Annotated in this window: 18 protein-coding genes and 1 pseudogene; 10 read left to right on the top strand and 9 right to left on the bottom strand. The window is 59.0% G+C overall.

The genetic code is table 11. From position 1 onward, the window contains the following. Nucleotides 1-39 precede the first annotated feature (39 nt). From ACODTY_RS14490 to ACODTY_RS14465, 6 genes are all read right to left on the bottom strand, one after another. Nucleotides 40-1,287, bottom strand: coding sequence for a transporter substrate-binding domain-containing protein (locus tag ACODTY_RS14490; protein WP_056235812.1), 1,248 nt, complete (start codon nucleotides 1,285-1,287; stop codon nucleotides 40-42). 399 nt (nucleotides 1,288-1,686) lie between these two features. Next, nucleotides 1,687-2,295, bottom strand: a complete 609-nt coding sequence (locus tag ACODTY_RS14485) for an ANTAR domain-containing response regulator (protein WP_488994953.1) — start codon at nucleotides 2,293-2,295, stop codon at nucleotides 1,687-1,689. 12 nt (nucleotides 2,296-2,307) lie between these two features. Beyond that, nucleotides 2,308-3,462, bottom strand: a complete 1,155-nt coding sequence (locus tag ACODTY_RS14480; RefSeq protein ID WP_488994952.1) for a transporter substrate-binding domain-containing protein — start codon at nucleotides 3,460-3,462, stop codon at nucleotides 2,308-2,310. Between the two features lie 238 nt (nucleotides 3,463-3,700). Continuing rightward, complete coding sequence (locus ACODTY_RS14475; RefSeq protein ID WP_488994951.1) at nucleotides 3,701-4,054, bottom strand: cupin domain-containing protein; 354 nt, start codon at nucleotides 4,052-4,054, stop codon at nucleotides 3,701-3,703. A gap of 114 nt (nucleotides 4,055-4,168) precedes the next feature. Further along, nucleotides 4,169-4,513, bottom strand: a complete 345-nt coding sequence (locus tag ACODTY_RS14470; RefSeq protein WP_488994950.1) for a BrnA antitoxin family protein — start codon at nucleotides 4,511-4,513, stop codon at nucleotides 4,169-4,171. Between the two features lie 189 nt (nucleotides 4,514-4,702). Next, nucleotides 4,703-4,966 carry a DUF982 domain-containing protein gene (locus tag ACODTY_RS14465; RefSeq protein WP_488995013.1) on the bottom strand — a complete coding sequence of 88 codons (264 nt, stop codon included), beginning with the start codon at nucleotides 4,964-4,966 and terminating at the stop codon, nucleotides 4,703-4,705. 267 nt (nucleotides 4,967-5,233) lie between these two features. On the opposite strand from ACODTY_RS14465, the gene map reads away from it, so the two are divergent. From map to ACODTY_RS14445, 4 genes and pseudogenes are all read left to right on the top strand, one after another. Then, nucleotides 5,234-6,061, top strand: coding sequence for a type I methionyl aminopeptidase (gene map, locus ACODTY_RS14460; protein WP_488994949.1), 828 nt, complete (start codon nucleotides 5,234-5,236; stop codon nucleotides 6,059-6,061). A 51-nt stretch (nucleotides 6,062-6,112) separates the two neighbouring features. After that, nucleotides 6,113-6,577: pseudogene (locus tag ACODTY_RS14455) on the top strand (UPF0758 domain-containing protein); the annotation flags it as partial. 129 nt (nucleotides 6,578-6,706) lie between these two features. Beyond that, entirely contained in the window at nucleotides 6,707-6,919 is a 213-nt protein-coding gene (locus ACODTY_RS14450; protein ID WP_488994948.1) for a hypothetical protein, read from the top strand. Between the two features lie 40 nt (nucleotides 6,920-6,959). Continuing rightward, nucleotides 6,960-9,071 carry an AAA family ATPase gene (locus ACODTY_RS14445; protein ID WP_488994947.1) on the top strand — a complete coding sequence of 704 codons (2,112 nt, stop codon included), beginning with the start codon at nucleotides 6,960-6,962 and terminating at the stop codon, nucleotides 9,069-9,071. Between the two features lie 290 nt (nucleotides 9,072-9,361). On the opposite strand, the gene ACODTY_RS14440 is transcribed toward ACODTY_RS14445, so the two are convergent. Then, nucleotides 9,362-9,589: a hypothetical protein gene (locus ACODTY_RS14440; RefSeq protein WP_488994946.1), complete on the bottom strand. Its 228-nt coding sequence runs from the start codon at nucleotides 9,587-9,589 to the stop codon at nucleotides 9,362-9,364. Between the two features lie 530 nt (nucleotides 9,590-10,119). Continuing rightward, a complete protein-coding gene (locus tag ACODTY_RS14435; protein ID WP_488994945.1) occupies nucleotides 10,120-10,467 on the bottom strand; it encodes a hypothetical protein in 348 nt (115 codons plus the stop codon). 77 nt (nucleotides 10,468-10,544) lie between these two features. On the opposite strand from ACODTY_RS14435, the gene ACODTY_RS14430 reads away from it, so the two are divergent. The 4 genes from ACODTY_RS14430 to ACODTY_RS14415 all read left to right on the top strand — a co-directional run bounded on the left by ACODTY_RS14430 (nucleotide 10,545) and on the right by ACODTY_RS14415 (nucleotide 13,567). After that, complete coding sequence (locus tag ACODTY_RS14430; RefSeq protein WP_488994944.1) at nucleotides 10,545-11,585, top strand: hypothetical protein; 1,041 nt, start codon at nucleotides 10,545-10,547, stop codon at nucleotides 11,583-11,585. 209 nt (nucleotides 11,586-11,794) lie between these two features. Beyond that, nucleotides 11,795-12,334, top strand: a complete 540-nt coding sequence (locus tag ACODTY_RS14425; protein ID WP_488994943.1) for a hypothetical protein — start codon at nucleotides 11,795-11,797, stop codon at nucleotides 12,332-12,334. Continuing rightward, the gene (locus ACODTY_RS14420) at nucleotides 12,312-12,899 is read left to right on the top strand and encodes a hypothetical protein (RefSeq protein ID WP_488994942.1); all 588 of its coding nucleotides are present in this window, start codon (nucleotides 12,312-12,314) and stop codon (nucleotides 12,897-12,899) included. Before ACODTY_RS14425 ends, ACODTY_RS14420 begins: the two co-directional genes overlap by 23 nt. A gap of 152 nt (nucleotides 12,900-13,051) precedes the next feature. Next, on the top strand, nucleotides 13,052-13,567 hold the full coding sequence (locus tag ACODTY_RS14415; protein WP_488994941.1) for an HK97 family phage prohead protease: 516 nt from the start codon (nucleotides 13,052-13,054) through the stop codon (nucleotides 13,565-13,567). 365 nt (nucleotides 13,568-13,932) lie between these two features. Here ACODTY_RS14415 and ACODTY_RS14410 read toward each other — a convergent pair whose 3' ends face one another. Further along, nucleotides 13,933-14,436 (bottom strand): super-infection exclusion protein B, encoded by a 504-nt coding sequence (locus tag ACODTY_RS14410; protein ID WP_488994940.1) that lies wholly within the window; start codon nucleotides 14,434-14,436, stop codon nucleotides 13,933-13,935. 167 nt (nucleotides 14,437-14,603) lie between these two features. On the opposite strand from ACODTY_RS14410, the gene ACODTY_RS14405 reads away from it, so the two are divergent. Together ACODTY_RS14405 and ACODTY_RS14400 are read left to right on the top strand one after the other, a co-directional pair. Next, nucleotides 14,604-14,798: a hypothetical protein gene (locus ACODTY_RS14405; protein ID WP_488994939.1), complete on the top strand. Its 195-nt coding sequence runs from the start codon at nucleotides 14,604-14,606 to the stop codon at nucleotides 14,796-14,798. Beyond that, nucleotides 14,788-16,980 (top strand): tape measure protein, encoded by a 2,193-nt coding sequence (locus ACODTY_RS14400; protein WP_488994938.1) that lies wholly within the window; start codon nucleotides 14,788-14,790, stop codon nucleotides 16,978-16,980. The genes ACODTY_RS14405 and ACODTY_RS14400 overlap by 11 nt, the downstream gene beginning before the upstream one ends. The last annotated feature ends 3 nt before the right edge of the window (nucleotides 16,981-16,983 follow it).

Raw genomic sequence — 16,983 nt, 5'->3', positions numbered from 1 at the left:
CGCACTCGCTGCACCGGCCGACGCTTGTCGATGAAAGCGCTAGAGTGTCGCGCCCGAAGTGGTGCAAATGCGCTTGTCCGCAGTTTCGCCGACGCTTGAATACGGCAGCGGCTGCAGTGGCTCCGCGTACTGGTCGACGATGTCCAGCAGGCCGTCAGCCCTGGTCTTGCCGATACGTGGCGTCAGGAAGCTGTGCAGATTTTGCGGATCGATGGTGACCTTGCCCTGCGGTGCGTCGAACGACAGGCCGCCAGCATTTGCAACAACGGCTTCCGGCGATACGTCGCCAGCCTTTTCCGCAGCCATCGCCCACATGTTAACGCCAACGTATACTGCCTCCATGGCGGCGTGGGTGACGGAATCGGCACCCGCATAGGCCTTGAACGCCTCGACGAAGGTCTTGTTCTGCGGCGTGTCGACCGTCTGGAAATATGGCAGCGAAACATAGCTTCCGAGCGCATATTCCGGACCCATCGCCTTGATCTCGACCTCGGTGGTGGTCGATGCGCACAGAGGCAGCTTCTCGAAGTCGTAACCCTGGTTACGAAGCTCGCGATAGAACGCCACGATGGAATCGCCGACGACGTTGGAGAAGATCACGTCGGCGCCGCTGGAGCCGATTTTCGACACCATCGAGGCCCATTCGGTGTGGCCAAGCGGCAGGTACTCGTCGCCGACAACTTCCATGCCGATACCCTGGCAAATGGTCTTCGTGGTCTTGCCCATGCCGCGCGGGAACGCGTAGTCCGAGCCGACGATGAACAGCTTGTTCTTGCCAAGCGTCTTCTGCAGCCACGGAATGGAGTTTTCGAGCTGCTGGTTCGGCACCGCGGAACCTGCATAGAGCACGTTCTTCGAGCACTCTTCGCCTTCGTACCATGTCGGCCAGACGAGCAGGCCGTTGCGCTTTTCGACAACCGGCAGCACAGCCTTGCGGCTCGCCGTGGTGTAGCAGCCGAAAATCACCGGCACCTGGTCTTCGATGGTAAGCTTGCGGGCCTTTTCGCCGTAGATGCGCGGCTCGGATGCCGGGTCTTCGATAATCGGGCGAAGCTTCTTGCCGAGAACGCCGCCCTTGGCGTTGATCTCATCAATGGCCATCTGGGCGCATTGGTTCATCGACTTCTCAACGATGGCGGTGGTGCCAGTGAGAGAATACATGATGCCGACCGGAATTTCATCGGCGGCCCAAGCCCTGTCTCCAAGCCGCAAAATGGACGGCGTGGCCAGTCCCGCGGCAGCAAGGGTAGATACTTTCAAGAAAGTACGACGAGTTTGCTTAGTCATTTTTCCTCCACATGGCGCTTATACCGAAAATAAAGTGCATAGTTCCCTGTTTGATTTTTTTGCACTCGGAATGAGCTATTCTTCTAGATCGACAATTCTCCCTTCAAATACGACGCAGAAAATCCATTACTTGCCTGAACAACAAGCAAGCATCAGCCGGCCGTGCCGACATGAACGTTAGTAATGAAGCCTGGCCCTACACGCGCCTCAACAGATCTTCAGCGCCAAACCGGCCCGGCCCGACATTGCGGCAGTAACGCCTCTGTCGCCGCCGCCAAAAAGCAAAAAACCCGCCGATCCCTTCACAGGGACTTGCGGGCTACCCAGCCTGTTGGTGCTGACATCATTGTCGGGCACCAGCGAGATGTACAATTTCACTGTACATCAATTCTGTTTCATCTAGTCACGCAAATCCTTGAACGTCAAGAGCTCATGCGCATTAATTATCGCGGCAGCTAATTCGTCCATCGATATGCGCTTGGCCATGGCCTGCTTGCGGATGCTCTCATAGGCTTCCTGCTCGCTAAGGCCTTGCGTTTCCATCAGAATATTCTTCGCCTTGAGCGTGCGGTTGTTGCCGGCAAGCTTGCGTTCAAGCTTGCGGATCCGCTTGCCGGCATCACGGCGCTCCAGCCACAGCGACCGGGCGATGGTCAAATTGGTCAACAATCCGAACGGCCGGATGGGCCGCTCGATCACCGCCAGCGCCCCGCATTCCAACACCAGCTGCAAGGTGCTGGGGTCTTCGAATGTCACCACCGCGAGAAGGGCCGGATCGGTGGGCTGGCTGCTGCGGAACAGCCGCAGGATCTTATCGCGGTTTTCGCGTTCGATCGAAATCAGCACCACGGCAGCGGCAGGGCTGATGGTCGCGGGAAGCGGCCAAGTCGTCTCGCAGTTGCAGCCGATGCGGCGCAGATGCTCGACGAGCGCCACCCCCTCCTTGTCGGGCGGGTGGATGACCTGCACATGCAGGCCCTTCAGATCTTCAAGTATCTTCGTTGGCAACGTCGGAGCCCGCTAAGCTTGTTGTCTTGGCCGGTGATGCGATACTTTCCAATCATTCAGCGATGTCGTTACGAAATACGGGTCCGGTTTGATCCGCGTTTCCGACCGCCACACAATGTCGAACTTGCCCGCATCGTTGATGCGCCCGATGCTCGACCACAGTTCGGTGTGATGGTTATCCGGATCGATCCTGACCGGCCCCTGCGGCGCATCGAACTCCAGTCCGGGCAGGCGCGCAGCGATCATGTCGGGATCGTCCGTGCCCGCCAACGCCAATGCCTTGGCGTAGAGATGAACCTGGAAATAGGCAGCCTCGGCGCTGGCCGTTACCGGCGCATCGGCGCCGAACCGCTTCTTGAAGGCGGCGACAAACTTTTTCGCCTGCGGCGTGTCGAGCGTTTCGAAAAACGACGCGGAGGTCAGATGACCCGCAACGACTTCCGGCGACATCTGCGCCACTTCGGCTTCGGTCGTGGTCAGGCTGGCGATCGGCACGACGCTCGAATCGAAGCCCGCTTCCTTGTAGGCCTCGTAGAGCATGATCGCGCCTGTCCCGACGACGGTAGAGACGACCACGTCCGGCTTGAGATTGCGTATCTGCTTGATAACACGGTCGAAATCCTTGCGCACCGGATCTACCGGCACATAGAGCTCGGCGACGATGCTGCTGTTTGCCCGCACCACCAGGTCGGTGACGACGCGATTGTATTCGTACGGAAAGACGTAGTTGGAGCCGACCAGAAGGATCCTGGTGCCGAAGTTCTCGATCAGGTAGCGGGCAAGCTGCACGGCGTTCTGGTTCGAGGACGAGCCCGTGTAGAAGCAGCGCTTGGAGTATTCAAACCCCTCATAGAAGGTCGGGTAAAACAGAAGGCCGCGATAGGCCTCGATTTCGGGCAGCACCGACTTGCGCGCCGTGGACATGTAGCAGCCGAAAATCGTCTTGATGTTTTCCTTGGTGAGCAGTCGCACGGCAAGATCGCGATACTGCTCCGCCGAACAGCCAGGATCGTGGAAAACCGGCTCCAGCGGCCGTCCCAGCACACCGCCGGATGCGTTGATTTCCTCAGTCGCAAGCAGCGTCCCGTTGGCCTCGGCGATTTCCGCCGCAGCCGTTACGCCGCTGCGGGAAAACAGAGCACCGATGCGCCAGGAATTACCGACCATGAGAAAACACGCTATCCATCATGCGGTTCCAAGTCGGCGTAGCCTTTCACAAGCCGCGCGCACCTGATGCGCAGCTCAACTTGGAAACGCCACTGTTTCGAATGATTTAGCCATATCCTGACGGCGCGGAAATTGCAAACGCGCCGACGCTTATGAAGCTAAAGTTCAACAGACCCGCAAGCGCCATGGGGCCGCAACGACGTCGGCCCCATGGCTTCCTGCATCAGGCAGATGGGCTTCAGCCCAGCGCAACGACGAAGTGTTTCGTCACCGGCTCGATGATTTTCCAGGTGCCCTTGAAATCGGCTTCCACCACGAAAGCATCGCCTGCGCCAACTTCGACCGGTTCGCCGCCATCGGGCGTAATGATGATGCGGCCCGAAATCATGTGCACGAATTCATAGTCGGTGTAGGTGGCGTGATAGGTGCCCGGCGTTGCCTGCCAGGTTCCCGAAAGCACCTTGCCGTCCGCAGTGGTGTGCTGGACGGCTGTCTTCATCGTCGGCTTTCCCTCGATAACCTTCCAGCCGGGCAGGTCATTGGGATCGGCATTCTCCACCTTGCCGAACTTGAGGATAGTCTTGCGTGACATGATAAGGCTCTCCCGTTGTCATGCTGAGGCACGAACGCCTGCGGCAAGAGTAGCCAAACGATAATGGAAAGCAACTTAATTTACCTCAAGTAAAGTTGCCGCCGAATTCCAAGGCTAGATCTTCGCCTCTTTCAGCACGTCGTTCATGCGCGCCTGCCAGCCCGGCCCGATCGCCATGAACTTGGCGATCACTTCCGGCTCCAGCGCAACTTCGAGACGCACCCTCTCCGGTGGCGGCCGCCGAACCGGCGGCGGCGGGGGTGGCGGCGGCCTGCGAAACGCTTCCGGCACGTAGCCTCCGGTGCGCGGCCAGCGGCGGTGCTCATGGATGCCGTTCAGCACGTCACAGGCCGAGAGCGCCTCGGCTTCGTTCATGCCCGCCAGCACCCGGTCGCCGAACACCGCCGGCGTCTCATCAAGGGAATCCCATACGGCCCAAAGGTCCGTAGGTTCCAACATGAGACTGAATCGCTTCTCGCGCACCGTTCGCTGCTTTCCAACACTGGTTGGAAGCGAAACTTGGTGATTCTGATCGCCGGAAAATTAATATTAACAGGAAGATAAATCTTAAATAAGATACTGTTTTTATTAAATTTTTATCGATCACCGCGCTAGTTTTCAGGGCTGAAGCGAGGCCCCTGTTCCTGCCTAGTTCAGGCGCGTTGCAATGCCTTGCCTGCCCGTTTCCGGCAGCATCATGTCCTTGGCCAGCAAGCCGCTGACCCGGCAAAAAGCTGTGAATGCCTTGCAGGCTTCTTCGGTCGAAGCGATGTCAACGCTGGCGCCAAAGCAGGCGTCAAACGCCAATTGGTAAATCGGTCCCTGCCGTCCCACCGGCCAGCCTTGCAGGAAATCCAGCGCCTGCTCGACGCTGTAGATTTCCTCGACGGGCTCGCCTGCAGATGGCGAAATGCGAACCGGCACCGCGAATTGCAGCTTATGCATTTCATGCCTCTTCGAATTTTGAGCGCGCGACTGGTGTGAAAACCTGCCAATGAACGACGCTTTGTGGCCACTGCTGTGCCGCGCAATTGTGTCGCCAATGCGGTTTGGTCCAAACCACACGCTGGCGAAAGCTGAGCTTTCGGCGACTTCTACCTACACGAAAGGTTGAAGAAGGGCGCAATCGGTGTCACATGATGGGGCAATTGCCACCATCCCACCTTTCGCCCGAAGCCCATGATTACCTATCTCGACGCCGAAACCGCACCGCTCAGAAACACCGGCCAGATCCGCCTCTATGGCGCGGAAGGCTTCGCCGGTATGCGCAAGGCCTGCGACCTGACCGCGCGTTGCCTGGACGAACTTGTGGACAGGGTCCATCCCGGCGTCACCACCAACGCCATCGACCGCTTCGTGTTCGAGTTCGGCATGGACCACGGCGCCATTCCGGCCACGCTGAACTATCGCGGCTACACCAAATCGTCGTGCACCTCGATCAACCACGTCGTCTGCCACGGCATTCCTGACGACAAGCCGTTGCGCGAAGGCGACATCGTCAACATCGACGTCACCTACATCCTCGACGGCTGGCACGGCGATTCCAGCCGCATGTACCCTGTCGGCCAGATCAAGCGCGCCTCCGAGCGCCTGCTGGAAGTCACGCATGAATGCCTGATGCGCGGCATCGCCGTCATCAAGCCTGGCGTGCGCACTGGCGCCATCGGCGCAGCCATCCAGAGCTTTGCCGAGGGCGAGCGTTGCTCGGTCGTGCGTGACTTCTGCGGCCACGGCGTCGGCCAGCTCTTCCACGACGCGCCCAATATTCTCCACTACGGCAATTCCAGCGAAGGCGTGGAAATGCGCGCAGGCATGATCTTCACGGTCGAGCCGATGATCAATCTCGGCCGGGCGCACGTGAAGGTTCTGTCGGACGGCTGGACGGCGGTGACGCGCGACCGTTCGTTGTCTGCGCAGTACGAGCACACGATCGGCGTCACCGAGACCGGCTGCGAAATCTTTACGCTCTCCCCCAAAGGTCTCGATCGCCCTGGCCTGCCGGCATAGTATCCTCAGCAGGGCGGCGATTCCGCCAGGCAGTGTTCTGTGCGGGGGCATATGGACGACAATCACGACGACGCGCGCGGTTTCCTCGCGGAGCAGCCGGCAATTTCACTTGGCAAAGCCAAGGCGGTCGAGGAAAAGCCGCACTATCTCGGCCATCGCGACCGGCTGCGTGAGCGCTTCGCCAGTGCCGGACACGGTGCCCTGCCCGATTATGAACTGCTCGAACTTCTGCTTTTCCGGCTGATCCCGCGCGCGGATACCAAGCCCATCGCCAAGGCGCTGCTTGCCCGCTTCGGCACGCTGGCCGAAGTGCTTGGCGCACCGGTTAACCTGTTGCAGGAGGTCAAGGGCATCGGCCCTGCGGTGGCGCTCGATCTCAAAATCATCGCCGCCGCGGCTCAGCGCATGGTGCTCAGCGACCTTAAGGGCCGCGAGGTGCTGGCTTCATGGACGCAGGTGCTCGCCTACTGCAAGACCGCGATGGCCTTCGAGCAGCGCGAACAGTTCCGCATTCTTTGACAAACCATTGAATTGATTGGCTGACGTCCCTCGCTATGAGGTGACGTCCCTTACCTAACTTTACAATAAGGAGAGAACGCCATGCGCGTTTTCAGTATCAGGCCGTGCCCACCGGGCGGGGCTGCTGTGGCGACGTTCAACGTCGCCATCAACGAAGATATCAAAATTTTCAACGCCCGACTGCATCGGAAGCAAGACGGGACCTATCGTGTTTATGCGCCGCAAGCAGGTGGCGCGAGGGTCGTCACGTTCTCCGAGGATGCCGTCAACACGATCGTAGAAGCCGCCATGGCGGAACTGAAGGAGCCATGCGCCTATGAACGCAACTGCGCAGCCTAACACCGACATCGCCACCAATCCCATCCGCTCTCATGTCGAGATGATCCACAAGCTGGCAACCGGCATCGACGGCGTGCTCGTTGTTTCAGCCTTCAACGCCAGCCTGCCCAAAGACAAGGGCACCATAACGCACCACCGCGTGGGCGACGTCGATGGCATGATAGCCGCAATAGAAGCGCACCTCGAAACACCGCATGTTAACGTGTACACCGGCCTCCAAGTCATGCGCCGCAACCTTGAACGCGGCCAGCGTGGCGGTGAGCAAGACGTCCTGGCCGTGCTTGGACTTGTGGCTGATATGGACGCCGACACGGGACATAACAGCGGCGTGTATCCCATCGATCCGAACTATGTGATCGAGACGTCGCCTGGCAACTTTCAACCCATGTGGCTTTTTGACAGACCGATTGCCCCGAGCTTAGCGAAGGAAATAGCTCGTAACCTAAAAGTGGTCACAGGCTCGGATCACGGGACGTCCGACGTTGCGCACGTCTGGCGCGTGCCCGGCACACTTAACTGGCCGAACCGAAAGAAGCTTGAGCGTGGCCGCCCGGAGACACCGTCAACCGTCATTGTTGCAGCACCTTGGGACGGCACCTTGACCGATCCGACCGCCTTGGCGCTCGCGGTGGCAGGTCGTGCCAGTGGCGCCGCAAGAACTACCGCTGTCGAACTTGGGGAGTTGCCCGATGTCGATGGCGTTGAGGTATCGCCGGACGCGGCTCGATTGCTCTCGGCAAACGATGTCGGCGATCGTTCGGCTCATGCAGCGCGCGTTGTGGAAAAGCTCGCATTCGATGGCCTTCCGGTGGATGTGGCGGCCGCGCTGTTCATGTCTGCGACGGGCAACTGGCTCGATCGATATGCCACGGAAGATGCTGCCCGTACCGACTTCGCACGCTTGTGGGGGCGCTTTGGTGCGCAGCATGTAGAGACGAGTGTCAAGGCTGCCAAGTTTGCCGCGCGGATATCCGCAAAGCTGCAGCCTCCGGCGAATGACAACATACGCCCAGCCAAGGACGCGGCAACCTTCCCCGGCATTTTGACCAGTGCGCAGTTCGTGCAGGGGTTTACGCCTCCGGACTATCTTGTCGACGGCATCCTTCAGTCCGGATTTCTATACTCGATTACGGGCCAGACTGGATCCGGCAAGACCGCGGTCGCACTATTGATGGCATCGTGCATCGCCCTTGGTGCGCCGCTGGCTGGGCAGGAAGTAAAGCAGGGGCGTATCCTTTACTTCGCCGGGGAAAACCCCGACGACGTGCGAATGCGGTGGATCGGCCTATGCCACGAACTTGGCGTCGCGCCATCTGGCATTGATGCGCATTTCGTCGAGGGTGTTTTCTCGATCTCGGAATTTGCGCAGCGCATTGAAAAGGACGTCGAACGGCTGGGTGGAGTGGCCGCAATATTCGTCGACACGACCGCGGCCTACTTCCCCGGCACAGACGAGAACTCGAATGTCGAGATGGGCGCGTATGCGCGCCTGCTGCGTACGCTGACGCGCATGGACTGCCGTCCGTCCGTGATTGCGGCCAGCCACCCAATCAAGAACGCGGCCGCTGACAATCTGCTTCCTCGTGGCGGGGGCGCCTTTCTAAATGAGGTGGACGGCAATCTATCGCTGTCGAAGAAGGGCGAGCGAAGCGCAGAACTGCATTGGCAGGGCAAGTTTCGTGGGCCTGATTTCCGAGCCATCACATTCGACCTACCAGCAATCACAGTACCCGTGCTTGTCGATAGCCGAGGCCGCGAAATTCCCACCGTGCGCGCCGTGGTCGTGGGTGAGTCCGAAATTGCCGCCCGTGCCCATGCTGCTACTCGCGAGGATCAGCGCATGTTGCTGGCTATCAGGCAAAATGGTGCCAGATCGTTGCGAGAGCTTGGCGAATTCCTTGATCTTGGTGAAGGCGACACTGCAAAGCGGCGTGCTCAGACCATCACTGACAGGCTCAAACGCTCGCAGCACATTTCGTACGATTTGGGTGTCTGGAAGCTGACAAAAAAGGGGAATGACGCGGCCGCCGAGGCTGGAAAAGCAGTTCATGAAGAGGAAGTGCGCTCAAAAGCGGTAACCAGCCTTGTCAGCAACCACAGGCGCAAGCGCGGTGGGTCGTACCGTGCCCGGAAAGAAGGTACGGAAGGGTGATAAAAGCATTGTTATTCAATAACTTAAATCGCGTACCGGTGACAGTGCGCACATATTAAAAACCAAACTGTTGACGGGTGTGTGTGTTCAACACACCCCGTCAATGGGAAGATCATCATACCGTACGTGCGTACCCTTTTTCTATAGGGACCGCCGTACGGTACGCAAGGAGCCCCACATGACCGACACCACCGACAAGGAACCGCAACCCACCACCCACCGTGGCAGGCGCATCTCGTGGCAAGAGTTTTACAGGCAACGGCCCGACCTGCGGCCGGCGAATGACGATGCTATTCCGCAGCCTGAAGCAGCTGCTCATCGCCAAGAATTGTCGCCAAATCATCGAAGTTCATCGTGATCGTGTAGCGCTGGTTCGAGCCTTTGCTATAAATGTCCCTCACGATCAGGGTGATCGTCACGCCGTCGGAATCCGCCACAACGTCTTCAGCGGCGAGCGGCCTGTCGAAAAGTTCCTTTGGCCAGCCGTCTCGTTTTGCGGGTTGGGAAGTGATGCGCATGTGTCTCTCCAAATAACTGGAGAGACACATGCAACCCTCGTGCCACTGACTTAAGTTAATATATGTATCGAAATGGGACGGTTATCGTTTAGGTGGGTTCGCCTTCTGCGCCGTACGAATCTTCGACAGCATCTTACGCGCGGCACGCGCCCTTATCTCGGCGAGACCGATTAACGGCTTCCCGTCCAACGTGGCCGGTTCGTCCGCCGTCTTGTCCCATACGGCCCAAAGTCCATCGGGTTGTTGAATGCAAATGAAAGGCACGGCGTTTCCCTCACGTATGATAATACGCCTCGAAGCCTGTACGATCAACGGCCTGTCTAAGGGGGGCTGGGTCGGATCCTTTCCGCGTTTCATTTCCGCGGACCGGTAGTGCAGGCAAGTGTTAAATCCCGCAGGTTTTCAAAAAGTGTTCCAATGAGGTAATTTAGGGTTATGGGCGCAAGAGGACCGCGCCCTGAGACGCCGGAAATGCAGGCGCTTAAGGGCTGATATCGACGGCGGCCGTGAAGCCGCCGCCGTATGTCTCTTTAGGTAGAGGCGAGCGCGGTACTGCACGCGACAGCCAGCTTGTCGTTGGGTTTTTCTTTCCCGAGGGGCGTTGCCCAACCGGCGTTTTCAATGATGCCGCGCCGTTCGTAAGATTTGGCGGCTTCGAGCGCAGCTAAAACCTCAGCGGCATTCGGCGCACTCTTCGATTGAGCGACGCAGTATGGCGTCATCACGCCAACCACTGCTTGAACGCTGGCGTCTTCGGCCATCTTCTGGGCGGTCCCCCCTGTAACCCAACCGCCCCACGAAAACCCGACTACCGCAATCCCGATAGCGCCGACTACTGCTCCCATAATGCCGGGTTTTACCCATTCAGCGTCCTTCATCGTGGTTCTCCTTTTTTTCTAACGACGAGTACGAATGTAGAGTATCACAGATTTGTTTCATTCGGTAACTTTTCGTCATGTCTGCGCAGCCGGAGGTAGGGCTAGGTCAGATCCTGTTCAGTGTCTTCCCACAGACCGGCGGGGTAAGAAAAAGTTCGCATCCACAAAATTGCGAATTTGGCCGGGCCAGAAATATTTTTGGGGTGGCCTTCTCATTTTGCCTACTCGACCCCTATTTCCACCATGTCCGCACCGCGCGGCAAGAACTGCCAAATGGCCAACTAGCCGACTCCAACAATGGAGCGGTGCGCCGACTACGAGCGGCAATCACTACAAGGGAAACGATGAACCATCCGATCAAAGTGGCCGACTGCGGCATTGCTCGCACGGCCGACGCACGCCGTAAGGCAACCGGCGCTGCGACGAAGCTGATCGCAGCGAACGATAACACGCCGCCAAAGCCCCGGCTGCGCTACCGCGGCACCCGGCCGGCATGGACGTGGCTCAAAAAGCATGACGCTCGTCTTGCTGCGGCTTTGTGGCTTGTTGCTCGGCGGATGTTGCCGGCGGCGGACAACGAAAATCGCGAGCCAGGACTAAAGCGTCTTGATCGCCGTAAGGACGGCAAGCCCCGCGGCCCTGTCGAACCGGCGTTCGATGCTGGTTCGTATCTTGCGCTACCTTCCGTCCAACCGCGCCTTGGCGATGCGGAGCCAGAGGCGGTTTCATTGCGTGGCTGGCACAACGCTGCCGGGTTCGCGATAAAGGTGCAGAGGCAACGGGGGGAATATCCGTCGTCGCCACTGTGCCGATTCACGCGCTGCACAAGCGGTGTGGCCGCGTTGTACGGCTCTCTGATTGAGACGGTCGGCAAGGCCCGTCCCGGCAAAAGCCGTGGTGATGTTCGGCCTGTCGACGAGCCGGATATGCCGGAAATGCCCGACGACGTGTTTGTCACTATCGAGGCGATTCTGTCCGGCGCCACACTGTCCGGCGTGGGCGAGATGCACGGCGCTCGCGGCGGTTACGCCGATCGGCGCGGAAAGCAGGCGATGATAGCTGCGGGAACTTGGGCGCTTTCGGCCATAGATGCGCCAGAAACGCGACAAGCCGCATGAGCGGTAAACTATACCATAAGTAACCATCGCGCGTTATCGGCCATTTATATGGCGAATAGCGCTATGTGCCAAATCGTGGCCAGAAAAACCGTATACGCATGTAAGCATACGTAAATTCTATGCTTACGCCCTAGCACCACGCACCGCCTAAGCGGTGCTTTCTTTTTATCCTTCACAATCGAAAACTTCGAAAATCGAAAGGATTCTCGATGCCTACCACACAGGAGGCCGTCGACGCGCTCGTGCGTCATATCGGCTTCGATCCGCCGCGCGCAAAGGCCGTGGCCCGCGCCTTAACTGAAGACGGTCGCCTGCCTGCCGGTGCGCCCGGCCGCTCCCCGGAACTCGATCCCGAACACGTCATCGACATCGTGCTGGGCTGCAGCGTCGATGCACCGCTCCGCGCCATTGCCGACACCGTTGTGGCCTATCGCGCCCTCGTGCCTGGTGGCGCCAACCTCGATGGCGCACCCGCCAGCATCGATCGCACAGCGGGCGATGCGCTCGAGGTATTCGCGGACATCAGCATCCACGGCGATGCTGACATTCTTCGCCGCGACAAGATCGAGATCGTCGCGACCTGGCCAGAAGTAGCGATCCAGCGCGACGGCAAGGTCGCACGTTTCGTTCCGGTCGGCGCCCTTGCAACGCATTGGCGTGACAGCGGTCATCGCAAATCCACCATCATCAGCGGCGCGGCCTTGGTCGACTGCCTGCACGCACTTTTTGGAGAAAACCATGATCGGTAAGAAACCCACGGCTACGACCGGGTCTTTCCGCGTTCCGTCGCTGGCGGAAGTGGACACAACCTACGCCGACCTGCTGCAAAAGCAGGCGGAATTGACATCGCGGCAATCGGATCTTGAGCGGGAAAAGCGCGCCGTCGAGAAGGAAATCGCCGCCGATACAAGCCGCGACATCAGCCCCGCCATTGCGGAACTGCTTGGCGACGAACCTGGCGCCAAGTCGCTCAACCGCCGTCGCGTTGCGGAAATTCGGAAAGAGATCGCCGACATTGAATCGGCGCAGATTGTGCTCCGGCAGCGCCTCGCAGACGCCCGTGGTCGCGCCTCTACTGCTGTTGTTGCTGCCAGCCACCATGAGTATGCCCGTCGCGTCAAAGCCATGGTCGCAGCCGTCGAGTCACTGGCGGAAGCACGCGATGAATACGAGGCGCTGGTGGATGATTTCGTCGCCAACGACGTGGCTTGGACGAGCTTAACGCCGCTTCAACCGACTTTCTGCGGCGATCGGCAAGATGGTCACTTGCAGCGCTGGCTGCGCGCGGCACGGGAGGCTGGCTATGCAGAGTGAGCGGCGAGAATATGCAGACAAGCGCCGCAAGGGATCGGGCGCACGGCTGGTTAAGTTGCCCGGCGATGGCGGGTACACAACGCGCAGCGATTCACCTGAGTTGATCGCACAGCGTCTGCGTCTTGCTGCTGCGGAAAAGAGGATAGCCAAGAATGGCGGAAAATAGAGCGGTCAGTGGATGGGCCATCCGCTACGGCGAGCCGACGACGATTGGCGGCGCCTTTGTTGAGCGGATCGCGCCCGGTGCCTTTAAGTCGCTTACGGATATCGTGCTCCTGTGGGGGCACGACCATAACCAGCCGCTCGCACGCACCACTTCTGGCACGCTGAAATTGCGTGACAGCCGCATTGGTCTTTGGTTTTCCGCCGATCTGGACGAGAACAACCCCGACGCTGCGCGTGCGATTTCCGCGATCTCACGCACAGATGTTCACGGCATGTCTTTCGGATTCCGAGTGAAAAAGGAGGAGTGGCAGGAGCCTGAAGACTATGACGCCCTCCCAGAACGCACGATTCTGGAAGCCGAATTGATGGAGATCTCCGCTGTTACCTGGCCAGCCTATCCGCAGTCCGACGTTAGTATTGCCCGTTCCAACGCCAGCGCCGCGGCACGCCGCGTTCGCGCGAAGGCCGAGGCAGCTATGCGCGCGCGGGGGCTGTCATGCTGACGGGTCGCGTTATCTCGTTTACTGGCCGCTTCGGTTTCATCGATGCGGACGGCTCGCACCTGTATTTCAGTGCGCGCGATTGCCGGTGCGCGCCATATCGCGGTGACCTAGTTCGGTACGACGTAGACGAAAGCAGCGGCAAGCCACGAGCGATTAACGTTCGTGCTGTGCGATCGGCTGCGGTTTCGGAGTGCGATCGCGTATTCGGGCATCCCTAGGGGGTGTCTCAGTCTCTGGCGCAATCGCTGTTACGGGACCGGTGGGGTTCCAAAACACGCATTTCCTCAATTCAAATGTTGAGGGGGTGTCGCGAATGGACCCTGCAATCGCCGGAAGAGCATCAGGTAAGAGTGTGGGTTTGGGCGTTACGTCAAAAGGTTCTGATTTTTCTCTAGATACTCACGCGCCCATGGCTGCATGACGTACATGAATGTTGTGTGGTGAGCCGCTAGATTTGAGGCACGCAACACGACGGTCTTTCTCTCTAGTAGGTTGATTGGGCCGCTTGTGATGGCAGCACCTACCGACGATTCCCCATCGATGATGAAGCGCCTCAGGATTACCTTCTCGTCCTCAGTGAGGTTGTGAAGCGAACTTCTGTTGGCACGAATGTACAGCCACTGCTTAGCCCATGGCTTGATGAACCTTCCGACTGCCCAAAGCAGATTCGAGATAAGCGCTGTGGCGGAGAGCAAGAAAAGCACTCCCACCCATGTACGGTACGAATCCCGAAATTGGTCTATGCCCAGCGTCTGTGCATAGTTGTTCGGCAGGAAGAGCACCAAGCCTAGTGTAACGCAGATCGGCAAGGCGACCTTTGAGCTTATCTCGCGCGACAGTGAGAATAGATTAGCCAGCCATTCCGGCATCATCGCCCCCGCGAAGAATTTTTCCTAGCTACCACTGCCACGACCGGGGATGGGTCGGCAATTTTTGCCGTTTGGGCCAAGACCACCCGCGCCTCGCAACTAGCAATTCACCGCAAATAGGATTTTGCGCAAACCGCCCCTGTAGTCGGGTACATATAGGAAATCACATGGACTTTTACGACATTGCGCACGCCGCGGGCGAGCGCGTGGCCGGCGCATGTGCCGCGCTTGGCATTGACCCCGAAACTACCGCCGACGCGCTCCTCACGGTCGCGCTGGGATTGTGGGTGGCTGAAACAGATAGACTAGCCGACGCCATCGAATTGCTTCGCATATGGACGGAGACACGTGATGGCCGTTGATGTCGAGAAACTCGTCGTCAGCCTGAGTGCAGATATAAAGCGCTACGAGACCGCCCTGAATCGCGCCATGGGCGTAACCATCAAGCAGGCCAAGTCGATCGAAGGTCGGTTTGCCAAGATGAACAAGGGCCTCACCACGTCATTTATTGGCGTTGGCAAAGGGCTTGTTGGCATATTGGCTGGCGGCGCTTTTGCGCGTGAGGCTGTTCGCTTTTCGGACGCAGCGACACGCATTGATAACTCGCTGAAGGTTGCTGGCCTTTCCGGCGAGGCGCTGGAGAAGGTCTACAACCGCCTTCGTGATAGTGCCACGAGAAATGCCGCGCCGATTGAGGCGCTTACCGAGCTTTATGGCCGCGCAGCCTTAGTTCAGAAAGAACTTGGCATCTCCGGCGAGGAGCTGCTCGGTTTTACGGACAAGATTGCCGTGGCGCTACGGGTGTCGGGCAAGTCGGCTGCGGAATCCAGCGGCGCGTTGTTGCAGCTTTCTCAAGCGTTAGGCTCCGGCACTGTACGCGCCGAGGAATTCAATTCCATATTGGAAGGCGCGTTGCCTATTGCGCAGGCAGCCGCAGCCGGATTGAAGGAGGCGGGAGGTTCCGTTGCCAAACTTCGGCAACTGGTGGTCGATGGTGAAATCTCATCGCAGGCATTTTTCCGCGCCTTTGAGGCCGGCGCTCCGATGCTGGAAGAAAAGGTGAAAGGCGCGGAATTTACGGTTGCGCAGGCGGTTGGCAATATGAGCACCGCGATTATCAACGTCGCCCGCGAGTTCAACAATTCGACCGGCGCGAGCGAGCGCTTTGCTGGCGGCATCAACAATGCCGCCGAGGCTATCGCTGATTTCGACGTGTCCAGCTTCATTGCGAAGATCCGCGACGCCAAAAGCGAGTTGCAGAGTTTCTTCGACGAAATCAACAAGTCTTCCATCATGGAGCGCTTCGCGGAGTTTGTTACCGGCACCGAGTTGACCGTTGGCAAGCCAGTCGCGGTCGAGACGCTGGAGGCCGAGAAGAACCTTAAAGACCTTGAGCGCCAGATAAAAATTCTGGAAGACCGTATCAACGCCAATAAGGAAATGGCGATCGATACGTCTGAGGCGCAGGCGCAACTTGACGGTCTGATTGCCAAAGCGAACACGCTGCGTGCCGCAATGACTGGCGGCGGTGTTGTCGACCCAGAGTCGGCGCGAAACGCCGTCAACAGGCAGGTTCCATTCAATCCGCTTGGGCCGCTTCCAACAGTTAAAAAGCAGGTGTCAGTCAACGATTTCGCCCCGCCCTCGGGCGCAAGTAAGGGCGGCCGCGGCGGCGGTCGTGCCCGAGGCTCTCGCGACCGCAAGGACGAATTCCAGCGCGAAATCGAGCAGATCAAGGAGCGCACTGCAGCCATCCAGGCCGAAACGGCGGCAATGGCCGGCATCAATCCGCTGATTGACGACTACGGCTTTGCCATCGAGAAAGCGCGCGCAAAGCAAGACTTGCTAACGGCTGCGCAGAAGGCCGGCGTCGCCGTCACGCCCGAACTTAAAGCCAGGATCGACGAACTTGCGACGGGCTATGCCAACGCCAGCTTTGCGGCAGAGCAGCTTGCGGAAAGCCAGGATAAAGCCCGCCAGACTGCGGAAGAAATGCGCGATCTGGGCAAGGACGTCATGGGCGGCTTTATCCATGATTTGCTGGACGGCAAATCGGCCGCGGATGCATTGGCCGGGGCTTTGGGTAAGATTGGCGACAAGCTACTCGACATGGCGCTGGACGGCCTTTTTGACGGGTTCGGCAAGGGCGGTTCAGGTGGCGGGGGGCTGTTCGGCGGTAAGATCATACCGGGCATCCTACACAAAGGCGGTGTGGCCGGTTCGTCGGGGTATGGGCACGGTCGGTCGTTCTCGCCGAGCGTCTTCGCGGGCGCACCGCGCTACCACAGCGGCGGTATTGCAGGACTGAAGCCCGACGAGGTACCGGCAATATTGCAAAAGGGCGAAGTTGTGTTGCCGAGAGGCGCGCAAAGCCCGTCTGGCGGCACCACCTTCGCGCCGGTCTACCACATCGACGCCCGCGGCGCGGATGCTGCGGCTGTGGCGAGGCTGCAGGCAGGTCTGGATAGAACCAATCGCGAGATGCAGGCGCGCATTGTCGACGGCGTTCGCAAGGCGCAGAAGTCAAATGTGAAGCTTGGGTGATGG

This window comes from Mesorhizobium sp. FG116, from assembly GCF_057809835.1.
This window is presented reverse-complemented; position numbering and strand designations above follow the sequence as displayed.

Excerpts from the sequence above, each read along its gene's own strand:
- ACODTY_RS14445 (WP_488994947.1), top strand. The coding sequence starts at position 6,960 with ATGATCCACAAGCTGGCAACCGGCATCGACGGCGTGCTCGTTGTTTCA.
- ACODTY_RS14400 (WP_488994938.1), top strand. The coding sequence starts at position 14,788 with ATGGCCGTTGATGTCGAGAAACTCGTCGTCAGCCTGAGTGCAGATATA.
- map (WP_488994949.1), top strand. The coding sequence starts at position 5,234 with ATGATTACCTATCTCGACGCCGAAACCGCACCGCTCAGAAACACCGGC.
- ACODTY_RS14475 (WP_488994951.1), bottom strand. The coding sequence starts at position 4,054 with ATGTCACGCAAGACTATCCTCAAGTTCGGCAAGGTGGAGAATGCCGAT.
- ACODTY_RS14430 (WP_488994944.1), top strand. The coding sequence starts at position 10,545 with ATGTCTGCGCAGCCGGAGGTAGGGCTAGGTCAGATCCTGTTCAGTGTC.
- ACODTY_RS14440 (WP_488994946.1), bottom strand. The coding sequence starts at position 9,589 with ATGCGCATCACTTCCCAACCCGCAAAACGAGACGGCTGGCCAAAGGAA.
- ACODTY_RS14405 (WP_488994939.1), top strand. The coding sequence starts at position 14,604 with ATGGACTTTTACGACATTGCGCACGCCGCGGGCGAGCGCGTGGCCGGC.
- ACODTY_RS14490 (WP_056235812.1), bottom strand. The coding sequence starts at position 1,287 with ATGACTAAGCAAACTCGTCGTACTTTCTTGAAAGTATCTACCCTTGCT.
- ACODTY_RS14480 (WP_488994952.1), bottom strand. The coding sequence starts at position 3,462 with ATGGTCGGTAATTCCTGGCGCATCGGTGCTCTGTTTTCCCGCAGCGGC.
- ACODTY_RS14415 (WP_488994941.1), top strand. The coding sequence starts at position 13,052 with ATGGCGGAAAATAGAGCGGTCAGTGGATGGGCCATCCGCTACGGCGAG.
- ACODTY_RS14470 (WP_488994950.1), bottom strand. The coding sequence starts at position 4,513 with ATGTTGGAACCTACGGACCTTTGGGCCGTATGGGATTCCCTTGATGAG.
- ACODTY_RS14410 (WP_488994940.1), bottom strand. The coding sequence starts at position 14,436 with ATGCCGGAATGGCTGGCTAATCTATTCTCACTGTCGCGCGAGATAAGC.
- ACODTY_RS14425 (WP_488994943.1), top strand. The coding sequence starts at position 11,795 with ATGCCTACCACACAGGAGGCCGTCGACGCGCTCGTGCGTCATATCGGC.
- ACODTY_RS14435 (WP_488994945.1), bottom strand. The coding sequence starts at position 10,467 with ATGAAGGACGCTGAATGGGTAAAACCCGGCATTATGGGAGCAGTAGTC.